Genomic DNA, 17,079 nt, shown 5'->3' on the forward strand with positions numbered 1-17,079 from the left:
CCTGTGGCGTTCCGCCGTCCCTGTTCTTCGCCTGCCCGCTCCTGTCCCGTACATGCACAGCCCGTGGCCTGCGGGTCCGCGGACCCGTTCGGGCGAGCGGCTGCATCCAGGTCGGGTCCGGCGGGGGAAGGGCTCACGAAGGCGTCTGTCCATCGTTCCCCCGGGAGTCGTTCCGTGCGTGTCCGTGTCGTCCTGTTCACCTCCGACCTGCGGGTGCACGACCATCCGCCGCTGCGGGCCGCCCTCGACGCATCCGATGCGGTGGTTCCGCTGTTCGTCCGGGACAGCGGGATCGACGCGGCGTCCTTCACCGTGCCGAACCGGGAGGCGTTCCTCGCGGACTGCCTGCGCGACCTGGACGCGGGGCTGCGCGAGCGCGGCGGGCGGCTGATCCTGCGCGACGGCGAGGTGACGGCCGAGGTCGCGAAGGTGGTGTCCGAGACCGACGCGTGCGCGGTGCATCTCGCGGGCGGCGTGAGCCGCTACGCGCGTCGGCGTGAGGACGCGCTGCGCGCCGCGCTGCGGGGTCTCGGCTGCGAGCTGGTCGTGCACGACGCGGTGGTGACCTGTGTGCCGCCCGGCGAGGTGGCACCGGCGGGGAAGGACCACTTCGCCGTGTTCACCCCCTACCACCGGCACTGGGACCAGCAGCCGGTCCGCTCCGTGGTGCGGGCGCCGCGCGCGATCCAGGTGCCCGAGGGCGTCGGGTCGTCGCCGCTGCCCGAGCGGAGCGATGTCCCCGGGGTGTCGCCGGGGCTCGCCGAGGGCGGTGAGCAGGCGGGCCGGGCGCGGCTCACCGCGTGGCTGCGGTCGGGGATCTCCGCGTACGAGGACCGGCACGACGACATGCCGGGCGACGCCACCTCGAAGCTGTCCCCGCATCTGCACTTCGGCACGATCGGTCCGGTGGAGGCCGCGCAGCGGGCGCGGGCCGCGGGCGGCCCGGGCGCGGAGGCGTTCGTACGGCAGCTCGCCTGGCGGGACTTCCACCACCAGGTCCTCGCCGCGCGCCCGGCCGCTGCGCACGCCGACTACCGCACCAAGGGCGACCACTGGCGCACCGCGCGCTCGGCGGGCGAGGACATCGAGGCGTGGCAGGAGGGACGTACCGGATATCCGGTGGTGGACGCCGCGATGCGGCAGTTGCGGCACGAGGGCTGGATGCACAACCGGGGTCGGCTGATCACGGCGAGTTTCCTGGTCAAGACGCTGTACGTCGACTGGCGGGTGGGCGCCCGCCACTTCCTCGACCTGCTGGTCGACGGTGACGTGGCGAACAACCAGCTGAACTGGCAGTGGATGGCGGGCACCGGCACGGACAGCCGGCCGAACCGGGTGCTCAATCCGCTGGCGCAGGCGGAGCGGTACGACCCGGACGGCACCTACGTGCGGCGCTGGGTGCCGGAACTGGCGGAGCTCGAAGGGGCCGCGGTGCACCGGCCGTGGAAGCTCAAGGGCCTGGAGAGGGCCGCGTACGACTACCCCGACCCGATCGTCGACCTGTCGGACGGCCTCGCCCGGTTCAAGCAGGCGCGCGGCCTCGACTGATCTCCGGGTACGCCCGTCCGATCTGGAGCAGAGCCTCCGGCAGTGTCGTCGGATGCAGCGCGCCCCGCACGCTGCGGCCCGCCCAGCCGGGGCCGCACAGCATCACGGCGGGCTTGCCGCGGGCCCCGCGCACTCCCCAGTGGGTCTCGGCGAGATGACGGGCCAGCGGCAGGCTCGCCGTGGAGCGGGCCTGCGCCCAGAGCACGACGATGCGGGGCCCGGTCCTGCGCACGGCGGCAGAGACCGCTTCGACGGGCACGGCCGCCCCGAACATCCTTTGCGGCACGCCGAGTTCGGCCAGCGCGGCGCTGAGCGCCTCCAGTGGCAGGACGTGCTGTTCGGCGGGGACGCAGGCGAGCACGAGCGGCGGCAGCGTGGACACGGGGGCGACGGGGACGGCCTGGTGCAGGGTGCGGGAGACGTGCCAGGACAGCAGGTGCTCGACCTCCACGTACCGGTCGCCCGCCTCCTCCCACTTGCGGCCCACCGCGTGCAGCACCGGCACCATCACGTCCTGCCAGGTGCGCACCAGGCCGTACGTCCGCACGGCGTCGGTGAACAGGCTGTGCACGGTGGGCGAGTCGAGCCGGGTCGCGGCGCGCGAGATGCCCCGGGAGAGGCGCTCCAGCGAGGCGGGGGTGGCGGCTTCGGCCGTGTCCCGGCCCTGCCGCGGCAGCCCGGCGGGTTCGGTCACCAGGCGTTTGCGGGCCAGGCGTGCGGCCTCGGCGGGCGGCAGGCCCGTCGTGGTGAGCCGGCACATCTCCTCGACGACCGCGACGTCCTCGTCCGTCCAGCGCCGGTGCCGGCCCGTCGAGCGCTGGACGGGTCCGAGTCCGTAGCGACGGTCCCAACTGCGCAGTGTCGTCGGGGAGACCCCGAGCCGCCGCGCGAGAGCTCCGGTGGTGACGCCGGGCCCTTCCTCGGATGTGCGTCGCGCGTGCGATGACTCTCGCCCCTCGTCCATCGGCTCACGATACGACGCACAACCGATGCGGGTTGCCGGGATGGCGAAGACGTTTCCAGGATGACCGGGCCACGGCCGGGTGTGCTGCCGCCTGCCCGGTCCTGGTCGCCACGAGGTGAGTTCACGACCGTTTCCAGGAGTTGACGATTCATCGATGAGCACAGCGGTACGGCAGCACGTACCCGACCCTCGCACGGCGACGGAGGCCGCCCTGGCGGACGGCCTGACGGCCGGTGACGCGGCGTGCCTCACCGAGGTGTACCGGCGCTGGTCGCCGCTGGTGCACCGGCTGGCCCGGCGGGCGCTCGGCGACACCTGCGACGCCGAGGACGTGGTGCAGCAGGTCTTTCTCGCCGCATGGCGCGGACGCCTCGGCTACCGGCCCGAACTCGGTACGGCGGCGGCCTGGCTGACGGGCATCACCCGTCGGCGGATCGCCGACGCCCTCGCGGCCCGCGCCCGCCGCGCGGCCCTCTTCGACCTGGCGACCGCCGGTTACACGGTGGACGTGGTCTCCACGGACTCGGTGCTCGACAGAATGGTGGTCACCCAGGAGCTGGCGAAGCTTCCGGCGCCCCAGCGCACCGTGCTGTGTCTGGCCTTCTACGAGGATCTGACCCAGCCGCAGATCGCCGAGCGCACCGGCTGGCCGCTGGGCACGGTCAAGAGCCATGCGCGGCGCGGCATGCAGCGGCTGAGCTTCCGCCTCGGACTCGTCCGGGTGCGGCACTGAGAAAATTCGGGGACGGTGCATCCGTACCGCCCGGATCGGGAGAAGAACAGTCGCGCCTCATGAAACTCCGATGGCGCGCGGCCTCGGGTGGCCCGGACCCCGCCACCCAGACGGTCACGCAGAGCCGTCACGTCGAGGCCTGTCGCCGCGCTTGACGACGACTCCCCGGGCGTCGTCCACGTCCCCGTTTTTTCGGAGAGCGCGGGCGACGGCTCACGACTAGGCTTGATGATCATGAATGCGTCTTCCGTCCAGATCCGTGACGTCCCCGAGTCAGAGATCCAGCGCGCTCTGGCGCTCGCCTACCTCGTCTTCCACGAGTCGCCCGAGAGCGACAAGCGGCGCCAGCACGAGAAGACGCTCGCCACCTGCCTGCGGATCGGCGCCTACGACGGCGACGAGCTGGTGGGCTTCGCGGCCGCGCATCCCTTCGAGCTTTCCGTGCCCGGCGGCGGTGAACTCCCCTGTCCTGGGCTGACGTTCGTGTCCGTGGCGCCGACGCACCGCCGGCGCGGCGTGCTGTCGGGGATGATCGCCGAACTCTTCGCGCGCTGCGCGGCTCAGGGGGCGCCCCTGATCGCCCTGTGGGCCTCGGAGGCGTCGATCTACGGCCGGTTCGGCTTCGGCCCCGGCTCGTACGGCGCCACGGTGGAGATCGACACGCGCCGTCCGCTGGCCCTGCGCGTCCCGCCCGACCCCGGTCCCCTGCGACTGGTCGAGGCGGAGGCCGCACCGGATGTGCTCGGCCCGTACTTCGAGGGGACCAGGGCGCGTCGCGCAGGGCGCCTCGCGCGCACCCGTGACTGGTGGCGCGAGGAGTGGCTGTCCGAGAAGGACGAGGAGAGCGCGGAGTTCTCGCCCGCTCGGGTGGTGGTGCTCGGCGAGCCGCTCGCCGGGTACGCGATCTACCGGACGAAGCAGGGCGACGCGGCCTCGCAGGCGCAGGGCCTGGTGCGCCTCGACGAACTGGAGGCGGACTCCCCGCAGGTCGCGGCGGCGCTGTGGAACTACCTGGCCGGCATCGACCTGACCGACCGGGTGCGGGCCTGGGGGCGTCCGCTCGACGATCCGCTGCGGCTGTTCGCGGGGGATCCGGACCAGGTGCGGGTCACGGAGGAGTTCCCGGCCCTGTGGGTACGGCTCGTGGACGTCCGCGCGGCGCTCGCGGGGCGCTCCTGGGACGCGCCGGCCGATGTGGTGCTCGAGGTCCGCGATCCGCACCTGTCCGCCAACGCGGGGACGTTCCGGCTGATCGCGTCCCCCGACGGCTTCTCCTACGCCCCGACCGAGGACGCTCCCGACCTGTCCCTGGACGTGCGTGATCTGGCGAGTGCCTACATGGGGTCGGTGACCGTACGGGCGCTGGTGGCGGCCGGTCTGGTCACCGAGCACACGCCGGGCGCGGCGCCGATGCTCGACGCCGCGCTGTCCGCCGGGTTGCTGCCGCACACGGCGGACGCCTTCTGAATTCCGTCAGTGCGGTGTCAGCACTCCATCTTCCAGGTGTGCGAGTCACCGCTGTCGTTGCCCCAGCCGTCGTTGGGGATCTCTTGTCCGGGCGCGAGACAGACCGTGCCGAATCCGATCAGGCCGGGGTTCTCGTAGACCTGGACGTGGTCCTTGATGCCGGGGCCGGAGATGCCGTGGTTGGCCCAGGAGGAGTCCTCGTCCTGGATGCCGGGCTCCCAGTCGTGGTCGTCGCCGGACCAGTTCCAGCGCATTCCGGTGTAGTTGGCGTCGGTCCAGGCGCAGAATTCGCCGCTGGGGCACTGGGCGGCGTACGCGGTGGTGGTGACCGCCGCGCCGCCGAGGGCGAGGGCGACGGCGGCGAACAGGGCGAGCGGATGCTTCATGGGGTTCCTTCTGCCGGTGGTGCCGGGTGACGGTGTCAGCCGGTGGTGCCAGGGGTGGTGCGCAGGATCCGCGCGGAGACGTCGAGCGCGTGCGTGCGCAGGTGCCGCCATGCGGTCAGATCGGCCCGGTGCCGCTCGCGGACGGCGGTCAGCGAGGTGTGCCGGTAGGCGGCTTCGGGCTTGAGGTTGTTGACGACGGTCGAGACACGGAACCAGCGCTTCTGGTCGCCGTAGAGGGTGCGCTGGGCCGCGGCGAGGCAGCCGTCGGTGTGGGCGCGGACGGGGACCCCGTTCGCCAGGGTCAGGGACAGTTCGGCGGGTGGCCTGCCGAACAGGGCGTCGGCGACGCGCTGTTCGTCGGCCGCGCTCCTCGCGCGCTGCCCCGGCCGGGGCGGGGTGAGTCCCCGGCCGGTCAGACAGCGGTCGGTGAGCACCTGCTGGGCGGCCCTGACGGTGTCGTCCGGCGAGCGGACCGGACCGGGTGCGCGGCTCGCGCAGCCGGCGAGCAGCAGGGCGACCGTGACGAGCGCGAGCGCCTGGGCGCGGAGGCGGTGGATCATGGCCGGTTCAGCCCTGCTCGCACCCCATGGTGTTGTCACTGACGCCGTCGAGTTTTCCGGCCCACTCCCAGTTCTCGGAGTAGTCGTCGCGCCGGATCTCCCGGTAGAGGCAGTTGGAAACGGTGTAGCTGATGGCGTAGACGCTTGTGCCCACGCGGGATTCGAAGGACGCGGCACGACGCTGAGTGCCGTTCTCGGCCTCCGCGTATCCGGGTGGCGCATAGCACCAGGCCGTACCGTGCTGGCCGGGTTCGGTCCAGAAGCAGACCTGACCGGGTCCTTTCGCGGCCTGGGCGCCGGACGCGGCCGGCACGAGGGCGGCTGTGAAGGCGAGCAGAGCGACGGAGAATACGGATCTGTGTTTCATTTTTGCGGCCCCGAGGTGATCGTTCTCACTGTGCGTGACCACACTCCCCGGGCCCGCGCGGTCTCACGCACGCATTCACCCGTGACGGCGATTAGTCATGTCATACCGACGCGGAAACGGGGGCCTCTGCGCGCGGCAGCGTGCGGGCCATCCGCAGGGCGTCCACGGACTCGGCGAGGAGTTCGTACTCGGTGGTGTCGTCGCGGGTGGCGACCCGGACGAGGCGGCCGCCCGCGAGTTCCTCGGCGACCCGCTCCTGGTGCTCGGTGTCCGCGCACCAGGCCCGCAGCAGGGAGGGCACGTCGGGGGCACTGTCGGCGACCGGCATCAGGGCGCCCTCGGGCAGGTGCGGCAGCTCGGGCCGCGGGTCGAGGCGCTCGGCGATCCAGGTGGCGCGATCGCGCAGCCACCACAGGGCGAGGGGGAGGGTCGGGGCACGGTACGTGCCGAGCGGGACACCTACGCGCTGTCCGCCGCATATTCCGTACGCGGTGACATGGCACAGGAATTCGTCGTGCACGATCTCCCCCATTGCTGGCGCCATTGATCACTTACGCGGTGGCGCGTGATCAGTAATCGACCCTCTCGGCGGGAGTGGCCGGTCAATGGGTCTCCCGGTCACCGTGGTCCGCCGATTCCGCACAATGTTCAACCGTCCCACTTGTCGAGTATCGGCACTCGCCGCTCTCTGTCACCATGCTTTTCGCGCCAGTCTTCCGGCATATTCGCGGCTCCCGTTGGCCGAAATGCGCCGAGTCGACGACACTGCACACCATGCACTCACACGACCTGCTCATTGACGGTTACCACCGCATTAAGGAAGAGGTCCACGCAGTCCTCGACGGGCTTTCCGCGGAGCAGTTGCAGGCGCGTCCCGGCGACGACGCGAATTCCATCACCTGGCTGATCTGGCATCTCACGCGCGTGCAGGACGACCATGTCGCCGACGCGGCCGGAACGGACCAGGTGTGGCTCGCCCAGGACTGGGCCGCGCGCTTCGATCTGCCGCTCCCCGAGACCGACACCGGGTACGGGCACACGCCGAAGGAAGTCGGTCAGGTGCGTGTCGCCTCCGGCGAGCTGCTGCTCGGTTACCACGACGCGGTGCACGAGCGGAGCCTGCAGTACCTCTCCGGCCTCACGGACGCCGATCTGGACCGGATCGTCGACGAGGGCTGGGATCCGCCGGTGACGCTGGGGGTGCGCCTGATGAGCGTCCTCTCGGACGATCTCCAGCACGTGGGGCAGGCGGCGTACGCACGGGGACTGCTCTGACGTTCCGGGCCGCGGCCCCCTGCCTCTTCAACGGCGTCGGACTTCCCGTCCGGCGCCGTTTCCGTGCCTCCCGAACTCCTTCTCCCTCCACAGGTCTTGACAACGCGAATGGTCTGGACCAACTTTGGCGCACGACACGGTGGCCACCGTCGTCCACATCCGCCCTTCTCCTCTCCCCCGGAGGCACTCTGTGGACCGTGCACGTCATGGCAGACCCGGCGCACCACGACGCCTTGCCGCCGCGCTCGCCGTCGTCTCGGCGGCCGCGCTCGGTGTGACGGCGCTCGCCGCCCCCGCTCAGGCAGCCGACGTCAACGTCGCCAAGAACGCCGGCTTCGAGTCGGACCTGAGCAACTGGACCTGTAGCGCGGGCAGCGGCGCGACCGTCTCCTCCCCCGTGCACGGCGGCGCCAAGGCGCTCAAGGCCACGCCGGCCGGGCAGGACACCGCCCAGTGCACCCAGACCGTCGCGGTGAAGCCCAACTCGACGTACACCCTGAGCAGTTGGGTGCAGGGCAGCTATGTCTACCTCGGCGCGAGCGGCACCGGGACCACCGACGTGTCGACGTGGACGCCGGGCGCCTCGTCCTGGCAGCAGCTGACCACCAGCTTCAAGACCGGCGCGAGCACGACGTCCGTCACGATCTACACGCACGGCTGGTACGGGCAGGGCGCGTACTACGCCGACGACGTGAACGTCTTTGGCCCCGACGGGGGCGGCGGCAGCGACCCCGTGGTGATCCCGGGCACGCCGGCCGGGCTCGCGGCGGGCGCGACCACGTCCTCCACCGTGGACCTGTCATGGTCGCCGGTCTCCGGCGCGACCGGCTACAACGTCTACCAGGGCGGCGCCAAGGTCGCCTCGACCACGGGCGCGTCGGCCACGGTCACCGGCCTGAGCGCCGACACCTCGTACAGCTTCCAGGTCAGTGCCACGAACGCGGCCGGTGAGTCCGCCAAGTCGACCGCCGTGAGCGCGCGGACCGCCACGACCGGGGGCGGGAACCCCGGCGGCGGCACCGTGCCCAAGCACGCGCTGACCGGGTACTGGCAGAACTTCAACAACGGCGCGACCGTGCAGAAGCTCCGCGACGTCTCCTCGCAGTACGACATCATCGCGGTGTCGTTCGCCGACGCGACGACCACGCCCGGCCAGATCACCTTCAACCTGGATCCGGCCGTCGGTTACGCCTCCACCGCCGACTTCAAGGCGGACATCGCGGCCAAGCACACGGCCGGCAAGTCCGTGATCCTGTCGATCGGCGGCGAGAAGGGCAGCATCTCGGTCAACAGCGACGCCTCCGCGACGGCGTTCGCCAACAGCGCGTACGCGCTCATGCAGGAGTACGGCTTCGACGGCGTCGACATCGACCTGGAGAACGGCCTCAACTCCACCTACATGACGAAGGCGCTGCGGGCCCTGGCGGCGAAGGCGGGCTCCAAGCTCGTCCTGACCATGGCGCCGCAGACCATCGACATGCAGTCCACGTCCGGTGAGTACTTCAAGACGGCGCTCAACGTGAAGGACATCCTCACGGTCGTCAACATGCAGTACTACAACAGCGGTTCGATGCTGGGCTGCGACGGCAAGGTGTACAGCCAGGGCTCGGTGGACTTCCTCACCGCGCTCGCCTGCATCCAGCTGGAGGGCGGTCTCGACCCGTCGCAGGTCGGGCTCGGCGTCCCGGCCTCCACGCGCGGGGCGGGCAGCGGCTATGTCGACCCGTCCGTGGTGAACAACGCGCTCGACTGCCTCGCACGGGGCACGGGTTGCGGGTCGTTCAAGCCCGGGAAGACCTATCCGGGGCTGCGCGGCGCGATGACCTGGTCCACGAACTGGGACGCCACGGCGGGCAGCGCGTGGTCCAACTCGGTGGGACCGAAGGTGCACGCCCTGCCGTAGCGACGGTGGATGCGGTCAGCCGCCCAGGAAGAGCATCGTCCCGTCGGGCCCCAGGGCCTCCACCCGGGCGCCGTGCTCGACGGTGCGGCTGACCGTGCAGTACTTCTCATGGGTCAGGCGGACACCGCGCTCGAAGGTGTCCGCCGCGGCCGTGTCGCCCTCCGGCAGTTCGAGTTCGTAGCTGACCCTCACCCTGCCGACGCGGCCGTCGTCCTCGGGGCGGGAGACGGACTCGACGACGATCCGCAGGTCGTCGTGGGGGACCGTGCGCGCGGTGCGGTCGACGACGAGGCCGCCGCAGCCTCCCAGCGCGGCGAGCAGGAGTTCCACGGGGGTGAAGGACGGCTGGGCGCCCTCGGAGTCGGCGGGGGCGATGCGGACCTCGGCGCCCCGGTCGTTGCGCGCGGTCCAGTCGCGCTCGCCGTTGCGTACGGTTTCGATGCGGTAGTCGGCCATGACGGAACCGTAGCCAGGCTCAGGGCGTCTGCACGTCGCCACGCGTGATGGAGGCGACCGTGTCGCGGTGGGCGAAGTCGCCCGGCGGGATGCCCGGGTGGTGTCCCGGCAGCGGGGCGACGGGCGCCGCGACCGGCCCGAGCGTGAGGCGGGAGACGATCCGGTAGCGGTCGCCCCGGTAGAGCGAATGGACGTACTCGACGGGCCTGCCCTCCGTGTCCGAGGTGAGGCGCTCGACGAGCAGCGCGGGGGACAGCTCCGGCACCTCCAGCAGATCGGCCTCGGCGCGGGTGACCACCGTGGGCTCGATGGCCTGCACCGCCTCCTGGACGTGGACGTCGTGGTGGGCCCGCAAATGCTCGTACAGGTCGCCGTCCTCCAGCTCCTGGGCGCTGAGGTTCGGGACGAGATCGGCCCGGATGTGCAGGTGCTCGACGGCCATCGGCGCCCCGTCGACGAGGCGGAGCCGGGCCACGTACACGATCTGCGCGGCGGGCGACAGGCGCAGCTTGCGCCCGACACGAGCGCCCGCCGGGATCGTGGTGAACTCTAGGAGCCTGCTCGACCAGGCACCGGACGCCTGCGGGAGCGTCAGGCCCGTGTCCTGCGGGACGAGTTCCTGGGTGATCTTCTCGGGGGCGACGAACATGCCCCGCCCGTGTTCGCGAACGAGAAGACCGGCGGCGACGAGTTCGTCGACGGCCGCGCGCAGGGTGGGGCGGGAGACGCCGAGGCGCGCACACAGCGCCCGCTCGGACGGGATCGCGTCGCCGGGACGGTGGGACTCGATCAGTTCGAGGATGTGGTCGCGCACCCGCTCCCTCTTGAGCACCGCGCCCTGCGCATCCTCCTGCGCGTCCTTCACGCTCGCCTCCCTCTCGTGCGCACAACCAGTTGCCTTACCAGTTGACCACGTGAGCGCGAAGATCGCCAAGAACTTCCCCAACTACCTATGTTCTACCAGGGGGTTGACGCGGCCAATGGTCTATGCCAGCTTTCTGCCTCATCAGAGGTCACCTGACCAGTTGCCAACTGGTCAGGTCCGTCCCCCAGAGGTGAACCGTGAAGCTCCGCTTCCTCGCCGGCCTGTCCGCGTTCGTCGCGGTCGCCGGGCTCAGTGCCTGTAGCAGCTCGTCCGGCTCCGACGGAGATTCCGCCGGCGGACGGACCAGGATCGACGTGTGGCTGATGCGTGACAGCGTGTCGGCCGCCTTCCAGAAGGACTTCGTCAAGGGCTTCGAGGCCGCGCATCCCGACATCGACGTACAGGTGCAGATCCAGGAGTGGGACGGCATCGGTGAGAAGGTCACCGCGGCCCTCGCCAGCAACGACGCACCCGACGTGATCGAGAGCGGCAACACCCAGGTCGCACAGTTCGCGCAGAGCGGCGGGCTGACCGACCTGAGCGGCAAGGTAGACGATCTCGGCGGCAAGGACTGGCTGAAGGGGCTCGCCGAACCCGGCGCCTACGAGGGCAAGCAGTACGGGATCCCGTACTACGCTGCCAACCGGGTGGTCATCTACCGCAAGGACCTGTTCGAGAAGGCCGGCGTCGACGCCTCCGCGATCAAGACGCGGGACCAGTGGGTCGCGGCGACCCGCAAGCTGAACAAGGGCAAGCAGCAGGGCATCTATCTGCCGGGCCAGAACTGGTACACCTACGCGGGCTTCGTCTGGGACGAGGGCGGGGACCTCGCCGAGGAGTCCGGCGGCAAGTGGCAGGGTTCCCTGGACACCCCCGAGGCACAGCGGGCGATGGCCTTCTACAAGAAGCTCCAGGCGCTCGGCAAGGGCCCCAAGGACTCCGACGAGGCACAGCCGCCGCAGGCCGAGGTGATGGCGAAGGGCGAGATCGCGCAGGTGATCTCCACGCCGGGCGGCGCGAACGTCGTCGCCCAGAACAACCCGGAGCTCAAGGACAAGCTGGGCTTCTTCCCGATCCCCGGCAAGACGGCCGGCACTCCGGGAGCGGTGTTCACCGGCGGCTCGGACCTGGTGATCCCGGCCGTGGCCAAGCACCAGGACGAGGCGTACACCTTCGTCAAGGCGCTGACGGGTGACGCCTGGCAGAAGAAGCTCGCGGTCGCCATGAGCTACGTGCCGAACAGGACCACGCTCGCGAGCGCGGTCTCCGCCGACCCGGGCGCCTCCACGATGGCGGTGGGCGCGGCCGTCGGCCACGCGACGCCGAACACACCCGGCTGGGCGGCGGTCGAGGCCAAGAACCCGATCAAGGACTACCTCACGGCCGTCCTGACCGGTGGCGATCCGGCCGGTGAGGCGAAGAAGGCGTCCGAGGCGATCACGTCGGCGATGAACTCCGGTTCCTGAGGCCCCTTCCCCGACTCCCCTGCCCTCGGCTCTCCCGCCGTCCCTCGCGTTCCCGAAAGGAGTGTGCGCCGTGTCGGTCGTCCGCGAGCGGACCGCGCAACCCCGCCGCCCCCTGTCCCGGCCGACCCGGCGCCCGCCGGGCCCGCCCCGCCGCCCCACCATGTCGGGCGTCTGGCCGTACCTGCTGGTCGCCCCCGCCGTCCTCGGCATGCTGTATCTGCTGGTGTACCCGCTGGTCCGGGCGGTCCTGATCTCCTTCCAGGACTTCGGGCTGCGCCAACTCATCCTGGGTGACGCGCACTTCGTCGGGTTCGACAACTACACGACCCTGCTCACCGATCCGCGCTTCTGGACGGTGGTGCGCCGCACGTTCCTGTTCATGGCCGTCAACGTCGCGCTGATCATGGTGCTGTCCACGCTGGTGGCGCTCATGATCGAGCGGCTCGGCCGGTTCGGACGGACGGCGGTGCTCAGCGCCCTGGTGCTCACGTGGGCGATGCCGGTGGTGGCGGCGACCACCGTGTTCCAGTGGCTGTTCCACTCGGAGTTCGGCATCGTCAACCACGCCCTGACCGGGCTCGGGTTCACGTCCTTCGAGGGCTACCCGTGGCTGGCGCACGGCCCGGCGGCGTTCGCGATCCTCGTGACGCTGGTGGTGTGGCAGTCGGTGCCGTTCGCGGCGATCACCCTCTACTCGGCGCTCACCACCGTGCCGGCGGAACTGCACGAGGCGGCCCGGATCGACGGCGCGTCCGGGCCGCGCATCTTCCGGTCGATCACGCTGCCGATCGTGCGGCCGATCTTCATGCTGGTGCTCTCCCTCGAAGTCATCTGGACGTTCAAGGCGTTCGTGCAGATCTGGGTGATGACGCGGGGCGGCCCGGGCGACGCGACGACGATCCTGCCCGTGTACGCGGTGCAGACCGCGCTCGCCCAGCAGCGGTACGACCTGGGCTCCGCGGCGTCCATGGTCACCGTGCTGCTGATGTCCGGGGTGCTCGTCGCCTACTTCCGGCAGATGTTCCGACAGGAGACCGAGCTGTGAGCACACCGCGCGCGCTGCGCCGCCTCCCGCTGAACATCGCCGCGACCGTCACGGTCGTCGTGTGCCTGTTCCCCGTGTACTGGATGGTCACCACGGCCTTCAAGCCGTCCCGGGACATCCAGTCGGACAGTCCTCAGCTGCTGCCGCAGAGCTGGACTCTGGACCACTTCCGGCGGGCCATCGACGCGGACGGGTTCGCGCTGTTCTGGCGCAACAGCGTGCTGGTCACCCTCGGCGCGGTGGCACTGGCGCTGATCGTGGCGCTCGGCGCGTCGTTCGCCGTGGCACGCATGCGGTGGCGGGGGCGGCGGCAGTTCATGCTGATGGTGTTCGTCGCGCAGATGGCGCCGTGGGAGTCGCTGATCATCCCCGTGTACATCATCTCTCGGGACACCGGGATGCTGGACCGGCTGCCCACCCTCACCCTCGTCTACTTCATGATGACGCTGCCGTTCACGATCGTGGTGCTGCGCGGCTTCATCGCGACGATTCCCGCGGAGCTGGAGGAGTCGGCGCAGGTCGACGGCTGTACGCAAGTCGGCGCGTTCCGGCACATCGCGTTCCCGCTGCTCGCGCCCGGCCTGATGGCGACGTCGCTGTTCGGCTACATCACGGCGTGGAACGAGTTCGCGTACGCCAACTTCCTCATCATCAAGGAGCAGGACCACCGGACGCTGCCGGTGTGGCTGTCCTCGTTCCACAACACGTTCGGCACCGACTGGGGCGCCACGATGGCCGCCTCCACCCTGTTCGCGCTGCCCGCCCTGGCGATCTTCCTGCTGCTCCAGCGGCATGTGACGTCGGGTTTCGCGGCCGGCGCCGTCAAGGGCTGACCCCCTCGCCTCGGAGGTTCCCCGTGCCCGCACCCCTGCCCGCACTCGTCCCCCTCCCCACCCAACTCACCCATCGTCCCGGCCACTTCACCCTGTCCGACCGGACGGCGGTCCGGGTCTCCCCCGGCGCCGCACCGGCCGCCGATCTGCTCCGCACCCTCCTCGCACCCGCGACCGGGCTGCCGCTGGCTCCTTCTCCCGATGGTGCGTTCGTCCTCGCGCTCGATCCGGATCTCAGCGGTCTGGGCGCCGAGGGGTACGGCCTCACCGTCGCCCCGGACGCGGTCCTCCTGCGCGCCGCGCACCTCACGGGGCTGCTGCGCGGCATCCAGACGGTGCGTCAGCTGCTGCCCGTCGAAGTCTTCTCGGGCACACCGCAGCCGGGTGTCGCGTGGCGGCTGCCCTGCGTCGAGATCACGGATGTGCCGCGGCACGCCTGGCGCGGCTTCATGCTCGACGTGGCACGCCACTTCCAGCCGGTGTCCGTCCTGCGCCGCTGTGTCGATCTGCTCGCCCTGCACAAGCTCAACGTGCTCCATCTGCACCTCACCGACGACCAGGGGTGGCGGATGCCGGTCGCGGCATACCCGCTGCTGACCGAGATCGGCGGACGGCGCAACGGCCCCGTCCCGCACGAAGGGGCCTACACGCGGAAGGAGTTGAGGGACCTCGTCGCGTACGCCGCCGCCCGTGGCGTCACCGTCGTCCCGGAGGTCGAGATGCCGGGCCATGCGCGGGCGGCGCTCGCCGCGTACCCGGATTTCGGCAACGTCCCCGAACGGCGGCTCGACGTATGGCCGCTCTGGGGCGTGTGCGACACCGTGTTCGGCGTCCACGAGCCGGTCCTCGACTTCCTGCGCACCGTCCTCGACGAGGTCGTCGACATCTTTCCGGCCCAGCACGTCCACATCGGCGGCGACGAGTGCCCCACCACCGAATGGGCGGCGAGCCCGGCGGCGCGGGCCCGGGCCGCCGCCGAGGGACTCACGCACACGGACGCGCTGCGGGACTGGTTCCTGGGCCGGATCGGCGCCCACCTCGTCGAGCGCGGCCGCACCCCGGTGGTCTGGGCCGAGACGGGAGAGGGCCTGCCGACGGAGTTCGCGGTGATGACCTGGCGCGACCCCGAGCACACCCGGATCGCGCTGAAGCGCGGGCATCCCGTGATCAGCTGCCAGCACCGCGCGTCGTATCTGGACTACGCGCAGACGGATTCCCCCGACGAGCCGCACGCGGAGCCCGGCCTCGTCGTGGACCTGCGCACGGTGCACGAGCACGAACCGCCGACGGACCCGGACGCCTCGGGCCGCCTCCTCGGTGTGCAGGCCCAGTTGTGGACCGAGTACGCCCCCACGGTCGACCACCTCGACCGCAGGACCTTCCCCCGCCTGTCCGCGCTCGCCGACCGCGCCTGGCACGGCGCCCCGTCCTGGCCGGACTTCCGCGTCCGCCTCGGCGAGCACGGCGCCCGGCTCGCCGCGCTCGGCGTGCGGCACGGGCCGCTCGACCCGTACGTCCCCAACCCCCACGGTTCCGGAAGGGAACAGTCATGAGAAGGACTCCCAGAACGAACAGCACGAAGAGCACGAGCAGCACGAGCAGGACGGCCCGCTCCCCCAGGACGAGAACCGCACTCGCCTGCGCCGTCGCCGGCGCGCTCGGCTGCGTGAGCCTGCTCGCGCTCCCGCAGGGCGCCGCCGCGGCCGACAGCGCGCTGAGCGTGCAGTACCACACGGGCAGCACCGGCAGCGATCAGGCGGAACCCTGGCTGAAGGTCCGCAACACCGGCTCCGCCACCGTCGGACTGAGCAACGTCAAGCTCCGCTACTACTTCAAGTCCGACTCCGCGAGCGCCAGTTATCGCTTCGCCTGCTCGTGGGCGGTCAAGGGCTGCGCCCGCGTCACCGGCACCCTCGGCACCCTCGCCCACCCGACCGCGACCGCCGACCGGTACCTGGAGATCGGCTTCACGTCCGACGCGGGCTCCCTCGCGGCCGGAGCCGACACGGGCGATCTGCAACTGCGCTTCTACCGCTCCGACTGGCAGCCGCTGAACCAGGCCGACGACTATTCGTTCGGCGGCACACAGAGCGCGTACGGGAACTGGTCGAAGGTGACCGCGCAGCTCGGCGGCGCCACGGTGTGGGGCACGGCCCCCGAGGGCAACGACCCCACCGATCCCACGGACCCGACCGATCCCACCGACCCGCCGGCCGGCGGAGCGACCCTCTTCGACGACTTCTCCTACACGGCGTACAACGACCCGCGGATCGCGGCCAACGGCTGGACCGTGCGCTCCAACTCCGGCGGGCCCGGCGTGCCGGGGGCGACCTGGGCGCCGGAGAAGGTGACGTTCCCGGTCGCGTCGGGCAACACCGTGATGAACCTGGAGACGTCCACGGCGGGCACCGGCGAGAGCACGAAGCAGACCGAAGTGCTCACCAAGGCCACGAAGTTCAAGAACGGCACCTACGCGGCGCGGGTGAAATTCGCGGACGCACCGAAGAGCGGGCCCGACGGGGACCACCTCGTCCAGACGTTCTTCACGATCAACGACCTCAAGGCGCCGATGGCCGACGACTACGCCGAGTACGACTTCGAGTACCTGCCCAACGGCGGCTGGGGCGAGCCGTCGAACATCCTCTACACGACGTCCTGGGAGACCTACAACCCGGATCCGTGGCAGGCGGTGAACCAGCACACGGAGGGCCGGCGGAGCTACGACGGCTGGCACGACCTGGTCGTCACCATCGACGACAGCTCCATCCGGTACTACGTCGACGGTGAGCTGTTCGGCACGCACGACGCCGCGTATCTGCCCGAGCGGCCGATGTCGATCAACTTCAACCAGTGGCTGATCGACCTGGCCGGCAACACGAGTACCAGTGCGCGCGCCTACGACGAGCAGGTCGACTACGTGCTGCACGTCAAGGACCAGGTGCTCACCCCGGCGCAGGTGGCGGCGAAGGTGGCCGCCTACCGCTCGGCGGGCACGGCGTTCGAGGACACCGTGCCGTCGGCGTGAGGTGACCGGGGGCGGGGAGTCCGCGCGCCCCACACGCCCGGACTCCCCGGTGGTGCTCCCCCACCCCTGGCGGCCGGCCCGGGAGTCGGCTGCGGCCGCCGCGGGCAAGATTCTGCCGCGCGGCGGGCGGGATCTCATCCCGCACCCCCGGCTTTCGGTAACCTTGTGTGTTGAATCAGTGGCGAA

At 70.9% G+C, this 17,079-nt stretch carries 17 protein-coding genes; 10 read left to right on the top strand and 7 right to left on the bottom strand.

What is annotated here, in order from left to right; translation table 11 throughout:
• Positions 1–174: 174 nt before the first annotated feature.
• Positions 175–1,548 carry a cryptochrome/photolyase family protein gene (locus tag ACFVDP_RS01830; RefSeq protein WP_383481623.1) on the top strand — a complete coding sequence of 458 codons (1,374 nt, stop codon included), beginning with the start codon at positions 175–177 and terminating at the stop codon, positions 1,546–1,548.
• Here the strand turns inward: ACFVDP_RS01830 and ACFVDP_RS01835 are convergent.
• Positions 1,523–2,512 (bottom strand): MerR family transcriptional regulator, encoded by a 990-nt coding sequence (locus ACFVDP_RS01835; protein ID WP_383481626.1) that lies wholly within the window; start codon positions 2,510–2,512, stop codon positions 1,523–1,525. The two genes, ACFVDP_RS01830 and ACFVDP_RS01835, sit on opposite strands and share 26 nt — an antisense overlap.
• A gap of 154 nt (positions 2,513–2,666) precedes the next feature.
• On the opposite strand from ACFVDP_RS01835, the gene ACFVDP_RS01840 reads away from it, so the two are divergent.
• Positions 2,667–3,245, top strand: a complete 579-nt coding sequence (locus tag ACFVDP_RS01840; RefSeq protein ID WP_383481630.1) for an RNA polymerase sigma factor — start codon at positions 2,667–2,669, stop codon at positions 3,243–3,245.
• Between the two features lie 234 nt (positions 3,246–3,479).
• Complete coding sequence (locus ACFVDP_RS01845; protein ID WP_383481634.1) at positions 3,480–4,712, top strand: GNAT family N-acetyltransferase; 1,233 nt, start codon at positions 3,480–3,482, stop codon at positions 4,710–4,712.
• 17 nt (positions 4,713–4,729) lie between these two features.
• Here the strand turns inward: ACFVDP_RS01845 and ACFVDP_RS01850 are convergent, their stop codons facing one another.
• The 4 genes from ACFVDP_RS01850 to ACFVDP_RS01865 form a co-directional block, all read right to left on the bottom strand.
• The gene (locus tag ACFVDP_RS01850; RefSeq protein WP_383481636.1) at positions 4,730–5,098 is read right to left on the bottom strand and encodes a peptidase inhibitor family I36 protein; all 369 of its coding nucleotides are present in this window, start codon (positions 5,096–5,098) and stop codon (positions 4,730–4,732) included.
• A 35-nt stretch (positions 5,099–5,133) separates the two neighbouring features.
• On the bottom strand, positions 5,134–5,658 hold the full coding sequence (locus tag ACFVDP_RS01855; protein WP_383481639.1) for a hypothetical protein: 525 nt from the start codon (positions 5,656–5,658) through the stop codon (positions 5,134–5,136).
• 7 nt (positions 5,659–5,665) lie between these two features.
• Positions 5,666–6,025 (bottom strand): hypothetical protein, encoded by a 360-nt coding sequence (locus tag ACFVDP_RS01860; protein WP_383481642.1) that lies wholly within the window; start codon positions 6,023–6,025, stop codon positions 5,666–5,668.
• Between the two features lie 100 nt (positions 6,026–6,125).
• The gene (locus ACFVDP_RS01865; RefSeq protein WP_383481645.1) at positions 6,126–6,545 is read right to left on the bottom strand and encodes a hypothetical protein; all 420 of its coding nucleotides are present in this window, start codon (positions 6,543–6,545) and stop codon (positions 6,126–6,128) included.
• A gap of 254 nt (positions 6,546–6,799) precedes the next feature.
• Here ACFVDP_RS01865 and ACFVDP_RS01870 point away from each other — a divergent pair, with 254 nt between their 5' ends.
• Entirely contained in the window at positions 6,800–7,300 is a 501-nt protein-coding gene (locus tag ACFVDP_RS01870; protein WP_383481648.1) for a DinB family protein, read from the top strand.
• Between the two features lie 190 nt (positions 7,301–7,490).
• Positions 7,491–9,203, top strand: a complete 1,713-nt coding sequence (locus tag ACFVDP_RS01875; RefSeq protein WP_383481651.1) for a chitinase — start codon at positions 7,491–7,493, stop codon at positions 9,201–9,203.
• 15 nt (positions 9,204–9,218) lie between these two features.
• On the opposite strand, the gene ACFVDP_RS01880 is transcribed toward ACFVDP_RS01875, so the two are convergent.
• Both ACFVDP_RS01880 and ACFVDP_RS01885 read right to left on the bottom strand, forming a co-directional pair.
• The gene (locus ACFVDP_RS01880; RefSeq protein WP_383481653.1) at positions 9,219–9,659 is read right to left on the bottom strand and encodes an OsmC family protein; all 441 of its coding nucleotides are present in this window, start codon (positions 9,657–9,659) and stop codon (positions 9,219–9,221) included.
• A 19-nt stretch (positions 9,660–9,678) separates the two neighbouring features.
• A complete protein-coding gene (locus tag ACFVDP_RS01885) occupies positions 9,679–10,524 on the bottom strand; it encodes a GntR family transcriptional regulator (protein WP_383481656.1) in 846 nt (281 codons plus the stop codon).
• Positions 10,525–10,721: 197 nt separating this feature from the next.
• Here ACFVDP_RS01885 and ACFVDP_RS01890 point away from each other — a divergent pair, with 197 nt between their 5' ends.
• The 5 genes from ACFVDP_RS01890 (at position 10,722) to ACFVDP_RS01910 (ending at position 16,893) form a co-directional block, all read left to right on the top strand.
• On the top strand, positions 10,722–11,990 hold the full coding sequence (locus ACFVDP_RS01890; protein ID WP_383481659.1) for an extracellular solute-binding protein: 1,269 nt from the start codon (positions 10,722–10,724) through the stop codon (positions 11,988–11,990).
• Between the two features lie 70 nt (positions 11,991–12,060).
• Complete coding sequence (locus ACFVDP_RS01895) at positions 12,061–13,035, top strand: carbohydrate ABC transporter permease (RefSeq protein WP_383481662.1); 975 nt, start codon at positions 12,061–12,063, stop codon at positions 13,033–13,035.
• Complete coding sequence (locus ACFVDP_RS01900; protein ID WP_383481664.1) at positions 13,032–13,868, top strand: carbohydrate ABC transporter permease; 837 nt, start codon at positions 13,032–13,034, stop codon at positions 13,866–13,868. Before ACFVDP_RS01895 ends, ACFVDP_RS01900 begins: the two co-directional genes overlap by 4 nt.
• Positions 13,869–13,891: 23 nt before the next feature.
• Positions 13,892–15,421 (top strand): beta-N-acetylhexosaminidase, encoded by a 1,530-nt coding sequence (locus tag ACFVDP_RS01905; RefSeq protein ID WP_383481667.1) that lies wholly within the window; start codon positions 13,892–13,894, stop codon positions 15,419–15,421.
• Entirely contained in the window at positions 15,418–16,893 is a 1,476-nt protein-coding gene (locus ACFVDP_RS01910; protein ID WP_383481670.1) for a cellulose binding domain-containing protein, read from the top strand. The genes ACFVDP_RS01905 and ACFVDP_RS01910 overlap by 4 nt, the downstream gene beginning before the upstream one ends.
• The last annotated feature ends 186 nt before the right edge of the window (positions 16,894–17,079 follow it).

Origin of the sequence: Streptomyces sp. NPDC057694, from assembly GCF_042799415.1 — a bacterium.
Lineage (GTDB): Bacteria > Actinomycetota > Actinomycetes > Streptomycetales > Streptomycetaceae > Streptomyces.